Annotated in this window: 13 protein-coding genes; 2 read left to right on the top strand and 11 right to left on the bottom strand. The window is 29.5% G+C overall.

The features are described 5' to 3' along the window. Window positions 1-23 precede the first annotated feature (23 nt). On the top strand, window positions 24-3,659 hold the full coding sequence (locus MPAN_RS00390) for a hypothetical protein (protein ID WP_176239058.1): 3,636 nt from the start codon (window positions 24-26) through the stop codon (window positions 3,657-3,659). Beyond that, window positions 3,643-4,707, top strand: coding sequence for a hypothetical protein (locus tag MPAN_RS00385; RefSeq protein WP_176239057.1), 1,065 nt, complete (start codon window positions 3,643-3,645; stop codon window positions 4,705-4,707). Before MPAN_RS00390 ends, MPAN_RS00385 begins: the two co-directional genes overlap by 17 nt. A 91-nt stretch (window positions 4,708-4,798) precedes the next feature. On the opposite strand, the gene MPAN_RS00380 is transcribed toward MPAN_RS00385, so the two are convergent. The 11 genes from MPAN_RS00380 to MPAN_RS00330 all read right to left on the bottom strand — a co-directional run bounded on the left by MPAN_RS00380 (window position 4,799) and on the right by MPAN_RS00330 (window position 18,102). Beyond that, window positions 4,799-5,287, bottom strand: coding sequence for a hypothetical protein (locus tag MPAN_RS00380; protein ID WP_176239056.1), 489 nt, complete (start codon window positions 5,285-5,287; stop codon window positions 4,799-4,801). A 10-nt stretch (window positions 5,288-5,297) separates the two neighbouring features. After that, window positions 5,298-5,606 carry a hypothetical protein gene (locus MPAN_RS00375; RefSeq protein ID WP_231756779.1) on the bottom strand — a complete coding sequence of 103 codons (309 nt, stop codon included), beginning with the start codon at window positions 5,604-5,606 and terminating at the stop codon, window positions 5,298-5,300. Between the two features lie 145 nt (window positions 5,607-5,751). After that, window positions 5,752-7,185 carry an InlB B-repeat-containing protein gene (locus MPAN_RS00370; RefSeq protein WP_176239054.1) on the bottom strand — a complete coding sequence of 478 codons (1,434 nt, stop codon included), beginning with the start codon at window positions 7,183-7,185 and terminating at the stop codon, window positions 5,752-5,754. A gap of 12 nt (window positions 7,186-7,197) precedes the next feature. Then, the gene (locus MPAN_RS00365; protein WP_176239053.1) at window positions 7,198-7,923 is read right to left on the bottom strand and encodes a M48 family metallopeptidase; all 726 of its coding nucleotides are present in this window, start codon (window positions 7,921-7,923) and stop codon (window positions 7,198-7,200) included. 8 nt (window positions 7,924-7,931) lie between these two features. Continuing rightward, window positions 7,932-11,057 carry a type I restriction endonuclease subunit R gene (locus MPAN_RS00360; protein WP_176239052.1) on the bottom strand — a complete coding sequence of 1,042 codons (3,126 nt, stop codon included), beginning with the start codon at window positions 11,055-11,057 and terminating at the stop codon, window positions 7,932-7,934. Between the two features lie 33 nt (window positions 11,058-11,090). After that, window positions 11,091-12,215, bottom strand: coding sequence for a restriction endonuclease subunit S (locus MPAN_RS00355; RefSeq protein WP_176239051.1), 1,125 nt, complete (start codon window positions 12,213-12,215; stop codon window positions 11,091-11,093). A 9-nt stretch (window positions 12,216-12,224) separates the two neighbouring features. Next, window positions 12,225-13,751, bottom strand: coding sequence for a type I restriction-modification system subunit M (locus MPAN_RS00350; RefSeq protein WP_176239050.1), 1,527 nt, complete (start codon window positions 13,749-13,751; stop codon window positions 12,225-12,227). Then, window positions 13,741-14,346, bottom strand: coding sequence for a restriction endonuclease subunit S (locus tag MPAN_RS00345; protein WP_176239049.1), 606 nt, complete (start codon window positions 14,344-14,346; stop codon window positions 13,741-13,743). The genes MPAN_RS00350 and MPAN_RS00345 overlap by 11 nt, the downstream gene beginning before the upstream one ends. Window positions 14,347-14,888: 542 nt before the next feature. Beyond that, window positions 14,889-15,404: a hypothetical protein gene (locus MPAN_RS00340; protein WP_231756778.1), complete on the bottom strand. Its 516-nt coding sequence runs from the start codon at window positions 15,402-15,404 to the stop codon at window positions 14,889-14,891. Window positions 15,405-15,406: 2 nt separating this feature from the next. Beyond that, window positions 15,407-17,209 (bottom strand): hypothetical protein, encoded by a 1,803-nt coding sequence (locus MPAN_RS00335; protein WP_176239047.1) that lies wholly within the window; start codon window positions 17,207-17,209, stop codon window positions 15,407-15,409. Further along, a complete protein-coding gene (locus tag MPAN_RS00330) occupies window positions 17,206-18,102 on the bottom strand; it encodes a hypothetical protein (protein WP_176239046.1) in 897 nt (298 codons plus the stop codon). The genes MPAN_RS00335 and MPAN_RS00330 overlap by 4 nt, the downstream gene beginning before the upstream one ends. Window positions 18,103-18,145 lie beyond the last annotated feature (43 nt).

The raw sequence follows: 18,145 nt of genomic DNA, 5'->3' as shown, positions 1-18,145 counted from the left end.
ATAGAGTAAAGGTTGGTGATTCTATGAATTTTAGATATATCATAAAGACATTAAGTGCACGAAAAATAATTGAGATTCTTATCGCAAAAAAACATACTGAAAATCAAATCCCGATGATATTAAATAAAGAATCCAAAGCATTAGTTTTAAAACTAAGTACTATAGAAGAAAATGCACTTTTTTATCAACTCTCAAGGACTCTTTATGAACTCGATAAAAAAATTGAAGATTTTGATAAAGATCGTCAAGCTTATCAAAGCAATCACATGCCTACGATGAACAAGATTAATGATTTACTCTCAGATGTGATTGTATATGTTGATTTTACAGGTATATTCACTGTTAAAAACTATGTTAAAAAAGAACAGTATCATAGTTATGCAAAAATGATATTTGAGCATGGAGTCATCATAGAGCTAGATACGGATAAGAAAATACACTATGTTCCATTTTTAAAATCGGGAAGTATGGGTAGAAAATCATTAATTTCATTCGTTCGAAAAGACCTAAAAAATATAATTGATGAAAGATTAAACTTTGATTTGATTCATGAAAGCAACAAGTATTTGATTAGTAAACTACAAGCTTATCAAGGATTATATCTAAGTAGTGGTATGCGAATTGAACTGCAAGAATTGGATGATGAATCTGTGATTGTAGTCAATGATTATAACAAACTGTCTGTAACAGATAATTTTACAACAGCATTTAGTCGTTCAATTATTAGAGAAATGATCTATGATATGTTCTTTTCGGATGAAGAAGGATATACAAGGATTATGAATACGCTGCATACTGCCCTCATCAACAACGCTAGAAATATTGAAACCTATTCAAAAAACCAATACTTTAATATGTATGAAAAATATCGTGACTTGCGAGAAGCTATTCAAATTGATTTAAGTGTTTATAAGAGTTTGCCCCCCAATCCTTTAAACGCTTTAGATACTATCACTTTAGAAGCTTACAATAATCTTATCCTTCAAATCTTTAAATTACTTGATTTAGAAAAGCTAAAAGATGATGATGAACTTGTTGTGTTTAATAAAGTAAATATAAATACAGCCACAAATATGTTTGATGGCGAAGGTTTTATTGATAAGTCTTTTTTAGAATACATTAACCAGACCTTCTTATCTAAAAAACAGCCACCGTATCATTATAGTATTCAATTTAGGCTTCCTTTCACAAAAGGGGTGCTTCATGCTGTTAATCTAGTCCAATGGTTTAATGAAAACAATATCACTCATATAAGGGATGCTTTTGGCAATTTAAGAAATGTAGAAAACATAAAAATAATACTAACTAAAAGTCAGTTCAAATGTTTTAATTGGATCAAAAGTCGATATCTTAATGTTGAAGATAAAATTAATCCTTTACTTCCAATGCAAAAATATTTCGAATTGTTTTATAAGTATCATCACGCTCTGTATATCACAAACCTAGATCAGCAAGAAACAGAGGATTTTGAAACAATATTAAACTATCAAGTTTTACATACACCTGCACTGAAGAGATTAGATTTTATAAAACTTCTTAACCGCGGTAAAGAAAACTATTTAGATATCGTTTCAAATCCAGATAAACAAATTGAATATTTTATAAGATCTAAAAACTACTATGATTCTAATAATGAATTTCAGTCTTCTAATGATGAACAAAGTCTGCTTATTGGACTTCTTTCGAAAAATCCTGATTTCATATATGATGATATATATCAAAATAGAATCAACTCTTATGCGAACACTCTTCTAAAAAATATGAAAACCGGAAGAATTCAGATAGAGGGAACAGTTCGATTTTTATCTGGTGATCTACTCGAATTGCTCAATCAAATTACTAAAGGTGGAATCTATGCCCAAGGTTTCTCTGATTTATCTGATTATTTTTATGCACCTAGTAAATTTAATCATTTCATTGAGCTTAAAAATTATTCAATCCTTAGAAATCCACATATTACATCTAAAGAGCTAGTCTCTGCAAAACCTATCCCAAAGGAGTTAAATGAGCAAAGAGAGAAATATTTTTCTCATTTAACTGGAGTTATCATGCTTAATGCTTTCTCAAATCAAATGTTAGCTATGCAAACAGCAGATACTGATGGTGATATTGTAAGAATCATCAGTAATGACATTTATAACGATGCTGTTAAAAAATCTAATATTTTAAATCGAAATCAAATACTTTGGTTCCCTTCATTAAAAGGTGAGGAAAAACATCCTACAAATGAAAATCTTTTCACTTCTACAATAAACTCCTTTTCTACAAGAATTGGGTTAATGAGTAATCATTCTTTTTCACATAGTATATTTGCATATAATGAAAATGATTCTGATTACAAAAAGAAGGAAATGCATCGTAGAAAAGCTGAAAAAATGTCTTTTATTATAGGAGCAGAAATAGATGCTGTCAAATCTGGTAAAGCACCATTTTATAAAGCCCAGAGTATCAATAACCCCTTTATTGATTATAAAACCAGAGTAGAGAACAATAGAAACGAAAATATCAATTTTTATATAAAAGATAATAGTCCTAACTTATACTATCTGAAGGAAAACGCTGATAAAGTTTTATTAGAAGCAATTAATGCTAAGAAACTTCTTAATAAAAAACACTCTAATATTATCAGATTTTCTTTTGAAAAAGATGAGAATTGGAAGAAATCTCTTAATTTTAAATTGTTAAAAGAGATTTCTAAACTCCTGTTATCCTACCTAGACTTCAATAGACAACTAGGTTATATTATGCAACCAAATAGCTATTTTAATAGCAAAATACAGTCTACAATACAATATATTTTAAGTTTACAATATGATGATATTACTATGACTTTGACACTTGATAATCTTTTAATTAAGCTTATCGCTATGGATATTGAGCAGTTAGTTTCTATAAGAGATTTATCTTTATCTAATCATTGGCAATTCATTTCATTACAACAAAAAAAAGAAGCACTTCTTTCGAAGTACTTTGGTGAGATTTTGAATGAAGAAGAGATCGAACTTTTGACAAACTTCTCAAATAATGGCCATAAGCTCTTATATTTAATATTAAGCGAGGCTATCTTAACTCTTGAAAAAGAACTTTCGGTTAACCTCAATGGTTTTGATACAATTTCTAGATATAAGATTCTACTTAAAAATATATTTGATCGCCACAATATACATACCACTGATAATCTTGGTTCTTTAATACATGACGCTCTTATCAATAGACTAAGTGACACTGATTTAATTATAAAATACATCGATAAAACATCTATACTAGGTACTTCTGATTATGAAAAAGCGTGTTCTTATACTAAGAAGATAAAAAGTTCAATAAAAAAACTTCCTAAAAAAGAAATGGCTTATACATTAGAAGATTTAGATGATATTTCGACACTCGTTTCTGATTGTAATAACCGAATGTATGATAAGCAATCGATCCTTCTACCCATATGGAAGATACGTTTAAATGTAGAGCGCTATTTTAATGATAGTCTTGATAAATTATTTAAATATCATGGTGTTTCAAGAGATGTTGAGACAATGTACTATTATGCTTTAAGAACTTATGACAAATCTATGAAATTTATGTTTACTTTCGCTAGAAATACGATACTTAATCTAGTAATTGATTTGAACAAGGAGGATATTTCTGATGTTAAACGAATTTAAAGAATACGATGATTATACTAAAGATTTGATTCTAAATGTGGACGTTAAAAATCCCGAATTTAAAAGTGGAGAGATTTATGGTCGACTATTACTTGAATCTATTACAAAAAGATCGGGAATTGATAGAGCACTAACCATCATAGCTAGAAGATTTATTTTCCATGATGAAAAAGATATTAGAAAATTAAATACTCTAGAAGAATCAGAACTCCTAAATAGGATTAAACTTGTAGAAAATTATCTTATAGCTTGGTGTAGTAATCATAAAATTGAATCAGATCTACCAAAGGAGTTAATAGGTGTAAGTGGCAATGGCCGATATTATGATTATATGCAAGAAGCAAGAGATGCTTTTAATAACCTTATTGCAAGGATTACCAATAAAGAGTTAGAAGACACAAAAATAAATTTGAAAAACTACATGTTAACAGCTAAATCGATTGAAAAATCAATTGTCTACTGGAATGATGTCTATTTAACAGGCCTTATTAAAAATAAATTTTATAGTATTCATGGCATGAAAAACAAATATGATAATAAAATTGTTACGCTTGATTTGATTATTGCAAATGCTATCCAAGATGGTCCTTTAAAAAATCACTATGTTTATTTCCCAATCTCTATATTTAATAAATTAATAGATGCCTTTGAAGTAACTCATAGAAAATACATAACAGACTTTTTATTAACATGTGCTTACTACTTAGTAAAAAAAGAGAACAGTGAAAATGATTATCTAGTCATCAATGATGCACATATGTCAAACTGGCTAGGTAAAAAGAACTATTATAGAAGTTTTAAACTTTTTCATAATGCTTTATCGCAAAAAGAGCTTTTCTCACAAGAAATAGTCTTTAATGTTGCTAAAAAAATAAGCATCTCTGATGAATTAACCGAAGGGACATTGGTTAAATATGATGATGCCTCAGCTAATAATGATTACATTGTCATATCCGATGATTTGCCCTATGCTTTATTAGACACTAAGTTATCACAACTCTATAATCATTACTATAAGACCCAAAAAAAATCCAACCTACAAAAGTAGATTGGAATTATTAAGATCACTTTATTGTGGTCTTTTTTTATATCTAATATCTAGTAACTCCGGTAACTCCGGTAACTCCGGTCTTTTAGGTCTATGACCACTTGTTAGAAACTATATATTTTTCTATTTCTTTTTTAATCTCTTCAGGTATTTTTACCTCAATATCATATAATTTTTTCATTTGATGATAAGCAAATGCAATCGCATCAATTTCGATTGATTGTCTTAAATATGATATGTCATCTCTTGGTGTATTTTTTCCTGATGGTTGATAATATTGATTAAATTCTTTTTCCCAAGTTTTTATTGTTTTTATGTCTTCTTTAGATTTCGTATCAATACAATACTTTTGATATGCATGTCTAGTTTCATGAAGTGCAGTAATTATAATTTCTAGTTCACTACTTCTATTGATCCAATCTTCATTAACTATGATTTCATTATCTTTATGTCTATAAATACTTGATATTTCTAGGTTGGGAAAATCACTACCACTTGCAAAGTATACTTCAGGTGGTGTGATGTTAAGTGTTTTGGATGCTGCTTCTATGCCAAGTAGTACAGTTTCATATTTATTCATTATAGATTCCTTAAGTAAGTTTTTGTATTAAAAATGCTATTGCTCCAAACCCAATAAATGCCCATAAATTCTCAAACCAACCCCATCCACTTGATTCAATATAAAAAATAAGATCGATAATAGTTCCTAATGTAGCAAATGTTAATAAGTTTACTGATACATACAACTGTTGATAGAAATTTGAAGTTTCATTAAAGAATGATAAAAGCATACTCAGTAGTGCGCCTAGAGAACTGTATGCAAAGTATATTACAAAACCATTTTTTCCAAGAGTTATTATTAGTATGACTACCACTGCTACAGCAATGTATACTCTCAAACCAGGCACATATACGAATAAAAATAGACTAACTATTATTGCTCCGATTGGATTCTTTAGTATCGTTTTAAGTAAATTTTCCATTTTTATTTCACCTTTTTTTTATTGTGAAAAGTTATAAAGAAATATATATATCAACGAGGTTTTATTTAAGTAATATTTCTTTTGAGTAACTATTCCAAAAAAAGTCAATTTCAAGTACGAATAAACTCTTATCTGATAGGTGATTTGGAATCTCAAAATGCAATGTAATGTAATATGTTCCTACGGCATCTATTTCAAGCCCAATCCAATTATAATCATCTAATGGCTTTATGTTATCAAATAGATTAATATATCCAAAATACTTACCTAAGTCTTTATCTTTATACTCGTTTAATAAATAAAAATCATTATCATTGTCTAACACATGTCCGTTCCCATCTATAGTTTTAACAATCATAATTTTTATAGCTAGAAATTGATTTTCTCCGTTAGAGGTATGGATAATTTCTTCACCATTGCTATCGATTATAGTAACATTTTCTATTGTATTAACCTCTTGTACAGAAATAACATATGTCGAATCTTTGAATTCCACAATATCGCCCATACTTGTATATTCTTCAAGTGGAACTAATTCTTCATAATATGCATAAACTTTGAAGTTTTGCACATTCTCGTATGTATAAAAATACAAATCTCTTAATTTTGTTTCCTTGTTATCTTTTTCTGTTGTCCAATATGCGAATTGATATCCTTCTTTATATAGATCTACATTTGGAAAATCAACGATATTTCCTGATTCAACATCCACAATTGGTATTTCAACAGCTGATGTTCCTCCATTTAGGTCAAATTCTATAGAATAGTCTTTAGTGTTTGGACGTAATGTCAAAAATATATTTTGTTGCCATGTATACCAAGTGTCAATTGATAAAACTATGGTTTTATAACTATTTAAATATTCTTCAGTAATATCAAACGAGAGATTAACATATGTTGGTATTCCATTCTTCATGTAAGGTCTAAATGGTTCAAAATCTTCATTATTTGCTTTAATCTTTAAAGTGTCCTTACTTTCAGCATTTTCTATAACTGAAGTAGCATAATCAGTAGCAAAATCTAAAGTTTGTTCTATTACATTAATTTCTCCACCAACTGCAATTGAAGCGGCAGTTAAGACAGTTGCCTTAGCCAAGCTACTCATGAATACAGACATTTGTGATGGTGCATTTGTATCCATGAGTCTAATTTCGAACATTTCAGGCTTAATCTCTATCTGATTAATGTTAAAATCAGTATTCCATTGTTCGATTTTCACTTTCAAGTTTAGTGTGTATGATTCATCGCTATTTTCAATAGCATTAATCCCAACACAATTAATGTATACCTCATCGGCATACTTTACTTCTTCATACAAATATGTATTTTTGTCTTCTACAGTATTTTCAATTTGATCATTATTATTGTCTGAATTTGGTATTAATAATGAAATTAAACCAAATAAGATAATTATACCAACGAATATGCCAGCAACAATTCTTGCTGATCTGGAAAACTTGATATTAAACTTACTAAAGATTTCTATAAATTTCATGCACTCCCCCCCTTATATAAACATGATAATTTTTTCATCTAAAATTGCTTTACGTTCTTTCCAATCAGGCATTAAAACGGTTAGCAAATTGTAGAACTTTGAATCATGGTTTCTATGTACAAAATGTGTAAGTTCATGTACTGTTACATAAGAAATACAATGTTTTGGTGCTTTAATGAGTTCATAATTCAAAAGAACTGTATTTTTGCTTTTAAGACAGGATCCCCATCTTTTCGTCATTACCTTTATTTCTAATAATGGTTTGGGTTTAACTATATTTTCAACTAATGGATAAACCTCATTCATTACTTCCTGAAAAATAAAATGTGCGCGATTTCTAAACCACTCATTTAAAAGCTTTTGCTTGCGTTTTTTATTATCTTTCTTTTTAACGTGTATCGTTATATAACCTGGTTTCATTGTGACATATTCTTTCTTAATTGTTTCTTCGATTTTTAAGCGGTATTGTCTTCCTAGATATTTGAATGTTTCTCCACTTACATAATCTTTTTTACCACTTTGCATTGGTCTTGTTAGATCAAATCCTTTAATTTTTTGAAAAATCCAAGGAGCTTTCGATAAAACAAAAGTTTCGACTCTATCTTTTGGTGTACTTAGTGGCACTGATACATGCACGCTTTGATCAGGCTTAACTCTTAAGTTTATATTCTTTATGTTTTTGTATTCAAGATTAAACCATATATCTCTTTTCGAATATATTACCTTATGTTTTTCCATAATGTCACCTAGTATCTTCTAAGTGCTACAGTTTTCAAATCTGCAATCATCGTATCTATCTTAGAGTATGTTAATGCTGTAAAGTGTTTTTTCTTGTATTCATAAAAAAGTTCATTTAAGTCTCTAGATATTTTATTATGAACTTCTTGATTATCATGCCAATCTACTTTACTGTTCTTGCTGATGACATCTTCTATTCTAATCGAAAGTTCTCCTATAAAATCTTCATAGTCTTCAGCATCAAATTTAGAGACGATTTCACTAATCTTATCGATTTCATCTTTAACAACTCCAAAAAATGCTTGAGCATGAGGGTGATTTTTGATGCTCTTTGGAAAACTTGTTCCAGAATACCCTTGTCTAAAGTCGTTTTTTACTTTATTAAGTCTATCAAAGTAGTCTCCATCTGAGATACGTTTTTCTTTATATAAATCTAGGATTTCTTGAATCCTCTCAGAGAACTTCTTATAGTATGCTGGATTTTCATCATATTTCTGAGAGATTCGCTTTGTCATACGTGTCCGTATCGTATCAGCTTTTGAACGATTTGATCCAAGTTGTTCTACTTCATATTCAAATTTTTCTTCATTTAATATATCAACTGGTGCAGTTATTTTATAGACATTTTCTGCAGCGATATAATTATCCATTAAATTACGCATTTTAGGTTCGTATTCTTTATGATCTATTGAATCGCTATAACGTAATTTAACAGATGCTCTTAGTTCCTGAAAGAACTTCAGTTCTCTCTTATATTTGTTTAACTCTTCTTCTCCAAGAGAATTATATACATGTTCTGATTCTAGTGCAATACCTAAAAATTTTCCAAATAATGAAAGAGAGTTATAGAAGTTGGTTCTTACTTCATCATCTTCCAAAAGTATTTCATATTCTTCATTATCTCTTTGATTTTTAATTGGTTTAAAGATATCAAGAAGCTGTGAATATGCTTCTCGTAATTTTCCAATGATACTAATCACATCTACTAGTGCACCTTGGATATCCTCAGAGTCATAATTTTCTAGTCCTGATCCTGAATATGTTTCCATGGCGCTATTAAGATTATCTATCAATCCACGATAATCTACAATAAGTCCGTAATCTTTTCCTTCATATATACGATTCACACGTGCTATCGCTTGTAATAAGTTATGTTCTTTCATAGGTTTATCCACATATAAAACACTTGCTCGTGGCGCATCAAAACCTGTAAGTAATTTATCTACGACAATGATGATATCTAACTCATCACCATTAACAAATTCATCTTTGATAATATCGTCATATCGTTGTACATCAGAATATCCTTCAATCATCTTATTCCAAAACTTAAGAACTCTATCCTTTGGTTCACCTTCTAAATCTTCGTATCCTTCTCTTTGATCTGGAGGTGATATGACAACAGCAGTATGAATATCGTTATACTCATCAAAAGCTTCCTTATATCTAATTGCATCAAATTTTGAATTAGTCGCAAGCATTGCTTTATATGGTGTTCCTTTATAAAACTTAATAAAGTGCATGTAAATATCATCAGCTATTAAGCGAATACGTTGCTCACTAGATGCAATATTTTCAAACTTGGCCCATTTTTGTTTAAGTAAGATCTTTTGTTTATCATTTAAGTTTCTTGTTATCATCTCTATACGTTTGTCAACTGCAAGACGATTGACTGTTTGATCTACAAAACGTCCTTCATATAACAATGGGACAATTGTTCCATCGTTTACACCATCTTTGATTGTATACTTATGAATCATACGACCAAACTTACGCATGGTACTCTTTTCTTTTTTCATAAGTGGTGTTCCAGTAAAACCTAAATAACAAGCATTTGGAAATACTTGTTTCATTTTGATATGAAGTTCTCCATATTGAGTTCGATGTGATTCATCAACTAAGATAAAAACATTCTTATCTTTGACTGGTTCTTGATTTTTAGATGCTGTATCAAATTTATGTACAAGTGTCGTTATTATATCAGCCTTATTAGTTTTAATCAGGTTGACTAAATTTTTCCCACTCGTAGCACGAGCAGCTTTTAACCTTGAATGATTAAACGTCTTGTGAATCTGTGAATCTAATTCAATTCTATCTGTAACAACCACTAATTGCGGATGCTCTTTAGCTAAATCACTCAAGATATACTTAGAGAGCATAACCATTGTAAGTGATTTACCAGAACCTTGTGTATGCCATATAACGCCTGATTGTCGATTGCCAGCTCTATCTGTTTCTTTGATAGTTTTCATGATTTCTTTGATAGCAAAAAATTGTTGGTATCGAGCAATCTTTTTTTCATTACGATCAAATAATAAAAAGTAAGAAATGATATCTAGTACACGTTTTGGATGAAAAAGAGAAATGATGTTTTGATCTTGTGTCGTAGGTATCCTCTCAGCTATGCTGGTAGATAGATTTTTTTCAAACCATTCAAGTTCATCTGATTGTTTATCTTCTTTCCAAAAACTCCAAAATTTAGCTGGTGTACCAACAGTTGCATATTTGGTTTCATTTTTATTTGTAGACATCACAATTTGTACAAACTTAAAAAGTTGTGGTGCATACTGTATGCTTTGATTTCTAAGCATTTGGCTAATACCTTGATTAATAGAAACTGACGCTTTTTTACATTCAATCACAGCGAATGGAATTCCGTTAATAAATAGAACTATATCAGGACGAACATGGCCTTGCCCATCTTCTCTTTCAACTGTAAATTCTTCTACAGCATGAAAAACATTATTTTCGAGATGTTCATAATCGATATAGTTCATGTTAAAAGAACGAATACCATCTACTTTTGATACAACCTCTTGATAACTTTTTCCTAATGTCAGTGCATCATATATTTTTTCATTTGTCTTAATGAGTCCATCAGTTAAAGCCATATCAATATCTTGAATAGCTTTTTTAATATTGCTAGTTGAAAAAAGATGCACTTGATTTTTATATTCGTATGAGTTTATTTTTTCTAGTTGTGCTTTTAGTATAGGTTTTAATATCACATTATATAAATTAGAACGCATGCTTTCAGCTACTTCAGGCTTTATAATTTCATAGCCAATACGTTCTAGAATTTCTAGTGCTGGTGTTTGAGAAATATTTAATTCATCATATCCTTGTTTATTCATACTGTTCACCTCGATTGGAAGCAGAGTACAGCATTATGACTGTACTCTGATCTTTCCGGTTAATAGTTGTTGCATAAGACCTTTTTTCTGAATCTTCATTTGAGTAATTTCATCTATCAATAACTCAATTTTTTTATCTAATGAACTCAAATATCTACCAATAATTGCTTGTCTTTTATATTCTGGTATTTCTATATAATAATTTTTTATATCTTTAGTTGATAAATTAGGTTGAGCTCCACCTTGAGCTTTAGCAATCATTTTTGATAAAAATCTTGTACTCCTTAACGAGTAATAAAAGTAGTCTCTATGAATAACTGGTTTGATTATGAATTTTCCAACTCGTTGGTTTAACAGTAAATTAGATTCATTCACTTTGCAAACTCTACCTACGTTTCCCGTCATAGAAATCAGAATATCCTCTTTAGATAATATTTGATGTTTACTTATGTTATTAGGTAATCTTGATATTTTTTTTGTTTTAGAATGTAAATCCAGTTTTCCATCTTGAACATTTCCTATTGTTACAATATTATAGTCTCCTACATCTTCATAGCTTTTACTTTGAAATGAGTATCCGTTGACAAATGAAGTACACTCATCAATTGAAATGGGATTATATTTCACATCAATAAAATCATTATTCTTAGTTAACGTATTTATTGCTTGTATAAGTAGCGATTTTTCCATTTTAAGTTCTTTTTCTCTGAGGTCGATAGCAACATCCCAGGTTGATAGGATGTTTGCTATTTCCTTTTGTTCTTCAAATGGTGGAACTATTATTTTTATTTTTTCAATCGTTGATGCACTTAAACTGGGTACTCCGGATGCCTCATTATATTTATACCAGTTAATTGTTTGAAATACATAATATAACCACTTAGGTTCATATCCTTCAAAAATATCTGTATAAAATAGTGTATCCACTGTCCAAAAAGGCTTATTCATAAATTGGGGTTTGTTTATTGTACCCTTGCGTCCAATTAATACTGAAGGTTTGTCCCATATATAATCGTTTGCATAACCCATTAATCCACCCGACCCCAAAATGGGATATTTTCCATCATCACACTCCACTTGCTTTTGGTTTTTACCGTGTTTAACTTTCAAAACTTTTGAAAGTTTTAGTTTCTTCCAATTCGTAGGTAAACAATCCATAATTATCACCTAAACTCCCAGTTCTTCTAGATACTTTTTCATCTCGGTTTCTACTTCTTCAAGCTCTGCTTTTATAGATTCTATATTTTCTTGAACTTCTTTTAAATCTACAAGTTCTTCCTCTTCAAAAGTATCAACATATCTAGGAATATTTAGATTATATTCATTTTCTTTAATCTCTTTTTTGGTTGCTACATATGAGAATTTATCTTCTGTTTCATATTTTTCATATGCATCAACAATTTGCTTAATATCTTCTTCTCTAAGTTTATTTTGATTTTTACCTTTTTCATACATATCATCTTGCGATGCATCTATAAATAAGATATTATCTCTATTTCTATTTTGCTTAAATATCAAGATAGTTGCAGGGATACTTGTACCAAAGAATAAATTAGCAGGTAGCCCAATGACTGCATCAAGTAAGTTTAAATCAATAATTTCTTTTCTGATTTTTCCTTCGCTAGCACCCCTAAAAAGCACTCCATGAGGTAATACAACACCCATGCGTCCACCTTCAGCTAGAGAATGTAGCATGTGCTGTACAAATGCATAGTCACCTTTTGACTTAGGTGGAACACCCCAGTCAAATCTTTTATATGGATCAAGTGATGATTCCATTTTGAAATCTCCATTTGATTCGCCAGAAAATCCAGATGCCCATTTATCTAATGAGAATGGTGGATTTGCAACAACAACTTGAAACTTCATCAATTTTCCATTTTCTATGTGTAGTGGATTAGCAATTGTATCTCCCCATGCAATTTTAGCATCATCAATACTATGCAAAAACATATTCATTCTAGCAAGTGATTGAGTTTGTCCATTTCTCTCTTGTCCATAGATTTGCGCTTTTTTTGAATGTACTTTATCAAATGCTTTAATTAGTAATGATCCTGATCCACAAGTTGGATCATATATTCTATCATTTTCTTCTGGTTTGACAAGTCTTGACAAGAGTTCTGATACTTCAGATGGTGTAAAGAACTCTCCACCTTTTTTGCCAGCATCAGATGCGAAATTTGAGATTAGATATTCATAAGCATTTCCTATAACATCTTCTCCTAATAAACGTGAAGGACGTAAATCGAGCTTACTAAAATCTTCAAGTAAATCTTTTAACATTGTATTACGCTCTTTTGTATTACCTAATATAGATTCTGAATTATAATCAATATTCTTAAATACACCACGTAGTTTTGTTTTGTTCGTTTCTTCTACATCCGCTAATGCTTTATTGATGATTTCACCTATATTAGAAGCATTACGATTTTGATATAAGTCATCAAATGATGATGCGTCATTTAAAGTGAATCTATCTAACTTGATTTGGCGATCAGCCATTTCTTTATCGCCATCATACTTTTCTAGTAACTCTGTATAGTGTTCTTTATAGACATCACTAATATATTTCATAAAAAGCATAACTAAGATGTAGTCCTTATAGATTGATGAATCAATCTTCCCCCTAAACGTATCACATGCACGCCATAGTGTTTCATTTACTTCTTTTTGAGTCCATTGTTTACTTTGCATTTTTGTTTCCTCCCTTAATTATTCTTTTTGTTAGTTCTTTATTATATACTTCTTTTTCTAAAGTCAATTGTTGGTGTAACCTTTTTTCTCTAATCATTAAATCGTTTATTTTAGATATTATTTGTTGTTTGGTCGTCGAAACCATTGGAATTTGAGTTTCTCGAATGGTTTGCATTCTAACTACCGGTATGGTTATTCCCATAGCGTTTTTAAAATATGATTTTTTAATCGTGTCACTGTTCAGCACGAAACTTAAATAGCCAGAATCAATATCCTTTTTATTAAGTCTAATTATTGCAAACAATGACGGTATCACAAAACCTACTTGTTCAGCTTTTACTTTAATAGCGGTGTATGGACTACTTAAACGTATTAATATATCGTTTTCTTTGGTAAGATACCTATCATCAAGTAGTTCAAAACTGTTATAGTCATCTAAATATTCTGAATTTACCCATCCATCATCTTCGAGACTCTTTAAAGTGATTAGTTTATAAGTTTTAATTATTTCACTTTTAGTTTGTGCTTCTTTTCTTCTAAGCACCAATCCTGCACTGATATCACAAACTTTTGATAGTTTAATCAATCTTTCCATTTTCGCACCTCCGATATGTCATTTATCGTTTACAACAAAATTATATCATCATATAGAACTCTTTGTCAAGCATAAAATATATGTTGCAGTTGTAAAATGACAAATAATCTAAGAAGGATGTGGTTTTATATATAATCTCAATCTGTGGTTCAGTATTTACCACACCTACCACGCCTACCACTCTAAAATAACAAATATTCCTAAAACTTATATCAACATAAGTTGTATTTTTGAGCATATTTTACAGACTTGTTATAGACTTTCTTTTACAGGTGCTAATTTTGCTTATGTTGTCATAAATTTTGCAAAAACAGGTGTTGACACCCTAAATTGGGATTTTTGAATCAATTTGATGTTTTTAAACACTCATAAATCAATACCATAACGACATCAAAAACATATTAGATTCCAGTGTTTTAACAGCTTAACAAAGACAAAAAAAGCCCTTATCTCTACACGAGATAAGGACACTGATAGCGTTGGTGACCCGTAACGGTTTCGACCCCCTAAACAAGTTGCGATTTCTATATATTTTTCATTAATTATAAATCTCCCTTATAGATCTTTGACTCTTCTTCTTCAATTTTTGAAAATACATCATAAAATAAACTTCCGATTCCATGAAACCAAGTTTTAAGATAATCTCTAGTTATTACAGTTTTAGACTTTAGTATTTTTTTAGCATTGATCAACTCTATAGTATTAACTATTGTGTAGTAGATAGCTGATAGTTCAAGCACTAGGCCAAAGATAATAATAAGTATACTACTTTCAATGATACCCAAACTAATAAAAGCAGCAGACATAAGGATTCCGAACATAAATATCCAAGGGATATGATAAAGTTTCTTTAATTCTTTTTTTAGTTTCTTCGTTAGGTCATGATAATCAGCACCAATTAATTGATTTGTCCGAGTTTCTGTTACTCTTTGCACTCCTCTTTTGTATGTGCGCGTTGACTTCCATCTAGCAACAATTCCATCTTGAAAAGTTATTACTTCAATGTCATTTCTTTGAAGAAATTCATCAAAGTTATCATATTTTTTTAGATTAGGCACTTTCATCTCGGTATATAATTCCTTGCTATAATTTTACCTGATATACTCTGTATTTCATATTCATAAAACGGGTATCTCCCAAAGCTATCTGATTCTGTCAGATTTTGGAATGAAAAAGTAACAGGATGTAAGATACCACCCGATGAAAACTGATTATTACTTAGTTCATATAATATTATAATACTAGTATTCAAGATTGTTTCAGTGCAATTTTTTTTATTTATTTTAATACTATAAGTTGTATACTGATAAACGTTGCTACGCAAGGTGTCAACTGGGTCATCTACTGTAATCGAAAGATATGATGAGTAGTTTTCAAGAGTAAGTGTCATTTCTTCCAAGTGATAATCATTTTGAATAATAATTAGCTCATACTCTTGTGTTGAGTTTGTGCTGAACTTCAGAGACTCTAAGTCAGATTTTAATATTTTTAAATTCTCAGCATATGTAGGTGAAATTGAAACTACAACATCATCTATTTTAGTTTGACTTTCAAAAGAGAAACTATTGAGCTTTTTATATATTGCTCCTGAAGAATTGGTATAATTTATATATAAGACTGGATTTACCTCATAATCTGTTAAGTAACGAGTATTTAAATTTATGCTGTAAATATATTTACTTGGACTTATCGATGTTTCAGTATAATAGATAGTTTCAACAATTGAAGGATTTATAGTTATTAACGTATTATAATTTTCACTATTAATTGAGATATATGTATATTTTGCTTCGTTTATTTTTCCAGCAATAACTAAACTAATTATAGCTACAAAGATGACGAGGATTGGAGTTAGAGTAGCAATGATTTTCTTTTTCTTTCTTGAAATTTTTAATTGCTCATCATACTTCAGTATAGATAGTGCAACACTGTTTTCATCATTTGTATTTAAAGCTCTGCCAAGATTTTGATTTATTTTGAAATCAATATTTCTCACATTTATTTTCTCGATCAAAGATCCTTGCGTCATAGCAAAGTCCAAGGCTATTTTTTGCTCATCCGTTAAGATAACATCTTTGTATATTTCATAGTATTGGTCTTTAGGATTATTGTTATAAACCATAAAACCAGTGTAATTGAAAACTTTTGTTAACTTAACCATATTAAAGAAATCAGAGTATTGTAAAACATTAATTTTTGAATCTACACTGATTTGATTACTTCTATATAATTTGACAGCACTGTTAATTAACGTTGTTAATACCGTCTTTTTATGTATGCCTAGTTGTCTGTTCTCTTCAATAGAGTAGAACTCTTTTGCTTCAGTCTTTGCGTATCTAGAAAATCGACCTTCTTTAATCCTATCAATTATATATTCATAGAACAAATAAGCGACCAACAATCTATAATCATTTTGTATAGTCTTTAGAAAAAAATTCATTTCATTTTGGGTAAAGATTGTTTCATTTGTATACCTATCGTAAGCCTTTATAACTTTTATAAGATCATAACTATGTTTAGTGAATATTAAATTATCTAATTTTACAAAACCATCACCTCTAATAAAGTGCTTAAATGAAAATAAATAATTCAATGCAACATTAACGTTTATTTCAGAAAATTCAAAATTTTGTAACCCATCAAAAAGAGAACTCTTATTTTGCTCAGTGATATAGTTATTTTCATAAGTTACACCCTCAAATTTATCAATTATTTTGTATTCGAAACAAGACTCTTCTAAAGCACTAATAACCTTTTTACGATTATCAATGTAATTGTTAGAATCAAAATTATCTTCATAAATTTTTGTCCACAACTCTTTATTATTTTTTCTATAATATATTCTATAATAATGAATGCTCATTTCGTAATCCTTTTAATAGTTCTTCCATTTTCATATTTTAATGACTTTGCAAATTTCTCTGCACTTTTCAAATCAATAAATGATGCTGCTAGTTGCTCTTCGGATGGATCAAAAATAACATATTTTTTTATTGAATTATCAAATCGAACAATATATTTTAACTCGTTGGTTCCAATATTTGTTTGTTCGTTTGTAACAACTTTACTCTCTTGTTTTTTGTTTTCTAAATAATCAGTGTTAAGTTGTGATTTTCCATATTCATCAAACCAAAAAGGATCAAGTGATTTAACTTTTAGTTCTTTTTTTATTTTTTCTTTTCTTTCTAAATTTTGAGTGGCTTTTTCGAGTTTATTAGTTGGATTATCAATCATGTATACACTTAATTGATTTAAACTCACAAAAAAACGAATTTTGCCATCTTCTGACATCACATCTATGATGGTGTCTTTATTTACCTTATAATTTTTAATTAACTGATTTATATCAGTAGACTTATTATCAAAATATTGGTTAATTTTTTTTAGATTCTCTTTTTTTGTAGTAGATTCACTTCTTTGCTTTTCTTTTGTTTTCAAATCTGCTAGTATTTTTGCATTTACAATCTTGATTGCTTTTTTCACAGTAAGAATAATATGGTTCTTATTGTCCAACATTTCAGATTCATTTTCAAACTTGAAAATGATTAACTCAGAAAACAACCTGTATAGGATATTTCTTTTGCCAATTTCATACTTGGACGGGACATTATTCTCAAGAGATTCAACTAGATATTTTGGCCATTGCTTATTATTTATACTAAAAAATAATTTAGAGAATACTAAGGTTATGATTATTTCGTTATTCTCAGTGAATCTTCCTTTTTTATATATAATCATTTTTGTTGTTGAACCCATCTTATTTGCTCCCTCGAATCATATAGATATTCATATTGGTAAT

Source organism: Mariniplasma anaerobium, from assembly GCF_016865445.1.
In the GTDB taxonomy this organism is placed as follows: domain Bacteria; phylum Bacillota_I; class Bacilli_A; order Acholeplasmatales; family Acholeplasmataceae; genus Mariniplasma; species Mariniplasma anaerobium.
This window is presented reverse-complemented; position numbering and strand designations above follow the sequence as displayed.

Coding starts and splice junctions, on each gene's coding strand:
- MPAN_RS00390 (WP_176239058.1), top strand. CDS start 24: ATGAATTTTAGATATATCATAAAGACATTAAGTGCACGAAAAATAATT.
- MPAN_RS00385 (WP_176239057.1), top strand. CDS start 3,643: ATGTTAAACGAATTTAAAGAATACGATGATTATACTAAAGATTTGATT.
- MPAN_RS00380 (WP_176239056.1), bottom strand. CDS start 5,287: ATGAATAAATATGAAACTGTACTACTTGGCATAGAAGCAGCATCCAAA.
- MPAN_RS00370 (WP_176239054.1), bottom strand. CDS start 7,185: ATGAAATTTATAGAAATCTTTAGTAAGTTTAATATCAAGTTTTCCAGA.
- MPAN_RS00365 (WP_176239053.1), bottom strand. CDS start 7,923: ATGGAAAAACATAAGGTAATATATTCGAAAAGAGATATATGGTTTAAT.
- MPAN_RS00360 (WP_176239052.1), bottom strand. CDS start 11,057: ATGAATAAACAAGGATATGATGAATTAAATATTTCTCAAACACCAGCA.
- MPAN_RS00355 (WP_176239051.1), bottom strand. CDS start 12,215: ATGGATTGTTTACCTACGAATTGGAAGAAACTAAAACTTTCAAAAGTT.
- MPAN_RS00350 (WP_176239050.1), bottom strand. CDS start 13,751: ATGCAAAGTAAACAATGGACTCAAAAAGAAGTAAATGAAACACTATGG.
- MPAN_RS00345 (WP_176239049.1), bottom strand. CDS start 14,346: ATGGAAAGATTGATTAAACTATCAAAAGTTTGTGATATCAGTGCAGGA.
- MPAN_RS00335 (WP_176239047.1), bottom strand. CDS start 17,209: ATGAGCATTCATTATTATAGAATATATTATAGAAAAAATAATAAAGAG.
- MPAN_RS00330 (WP_176239046.1), bottom strand. CDS start 18,102: ATGGGTTCAACAACAAAAATGATTATATATAAAAAAGGAAGATTCACT.